The sequence below is a fragment of the Photobacterium lucens genome, from assembly GCF_009873615.1.
Classification (GTDB): Bacteria; Pseudomonadota; Gammaproteobacteria; order Enterobacterales; family Vibrionaceae; genus Photobacterium; species Photobacterium lucens.
In genome coordinates this window covers 1-1,268 of the sequence record NZ_SSMG01000494.1, presented here as the reverse complement: position 1 = coordinate 1,268, position 1,268 = coordinate 1, and the positions used below count along the sequence as shown (strand labels likewise).

At 39.7% G+C, this 1,268-nt stretch carries 2 protein-coding genes; one reads left to right on the top strand and one right to left on the bottom strand.

Annotated features, from left to right (window positions below; genetic code table 11):
• Positions 1-309 precede the first annotated feature (309 nt).
• Positions 310-615 (top strand): DUF6172 family protein, encoded by a 306-nt coding sequence (locus tag E5A76_RS20345; protein WP_161120051.1) that lies wholly within the window; start codon positions 310-312, stop codon positions 613-615.
• Between the two features lie 193 nt (positions 616-808).
• Here E5A76_RS20345 and yfbV read toward each other — a convergent pair whose 3' ends face one another.
• Positions 809-1,258, bottom strand: coding sequence for a terminus macrodomain insulation protein YfbV (yfbV, locus tag E5A76_RS20340; RefSeq protein WP_053987119.1), 450 nt, complete (start codon positions 1,256-1,258; stop codon positions 809-811).
• Positions 1,259-1,268 lie beyond the last annotated feature (10 nt).

Here is a 1,268-nt window from a genome sequence, read left to right as displayed (position 1 = left end):
GAATAGGATAGTTTCTAATTCCTATTAAATCCTCAGAAAAAACGGCAACATAGATTGCATTAATATTACATTTAAAAAACAGCGTAGATACTAATCTCACTCTATGTATTTTATATGACACCCTTGTAGCAATTTGGTTGCATTTAATTATGCATTTTTTTAGTTTTTTTTCTAACCACAAGGAAACCCCTGCGATAAACCTATTCTTGCGGTATTAAATCTTATCTCTTAACATCGCTACCCTGCTCAAATTCGAGTAAAATAGATCCAGCTCTCCCTGTTTTGAGCTTATAGAGAACTAGGAAAATCATGAAAAAAACATTTGCTTTAACCCACCCTAAAAAAGCTGTTCCTCGCGTTGTTGAAGCGGTTAAGTACGAAGTGAAGAAATACTTACGTCGTGAGCGTAACAAAACATTACCTGCAGGCGCTGATTTCTGGGACTTTGATTGTAAGTTTGGTCATACCGAGCAAGAAGCAAAAGTGATTCATGTTAAAGAAATCAACAAGTGCATTGATGAAGCAGAAAAACTAGCGCTTCCTTCACTGTACCTAGAAATTTTGGCGAAGCCTGCAACGCGTGCGCCTCGCCCAGTTCGTGATTTCGATGACTAATAATCGTTCTATCTGTTAAGGTTCACACCTTAAAAAAAGAGTCACAATGTGGCTCTTTTTTATTATCTTTCAAATGGTGATAGTCGTAACGGTTAATATGAAACTATACAAAAAAAGCAGCGTCATATGAGGCTGCTTTTTCGTAACGGACGATTAATTAAAATAACAAGTTCCAACAGTGTTATAACGTGATTTAGAACCAACGTTCTAGTGAGCTGCGATCAAGCTGTTTAAAAGCACGGCTTAACACTTCTGCTAATTCTTGATAACGCGGCTGCGCCTTTTTCGGCTGCATCGCATACCCTTCACTAACTATCTTTTGGTAAATTTCGTTATACCACTTTGCTAATGATGGCGGCAGTACGGTTTGGCTACGTTTACCCAACCACCATAAGCCTTGTAACGGCATCGATAACGCTAATAACGCCACAGCTACCGCCTGTGGCATCGCCCCATAATTATTGAAAACCATTTGGGTCAAAATACTAATGGCAGCCACAGCTGGCATCACTTTGGTTGCGAACTTGGTCGCCTTGATATAGCGGTGCTCAGGAAAAACGGCAGCCAACTCTTTACGCATTGGCCATGTGCTCATGTAATGCTGACCATCTTGGAAACTTTTCCACATTGTTTGTTGAGTCATAAAGCACCAT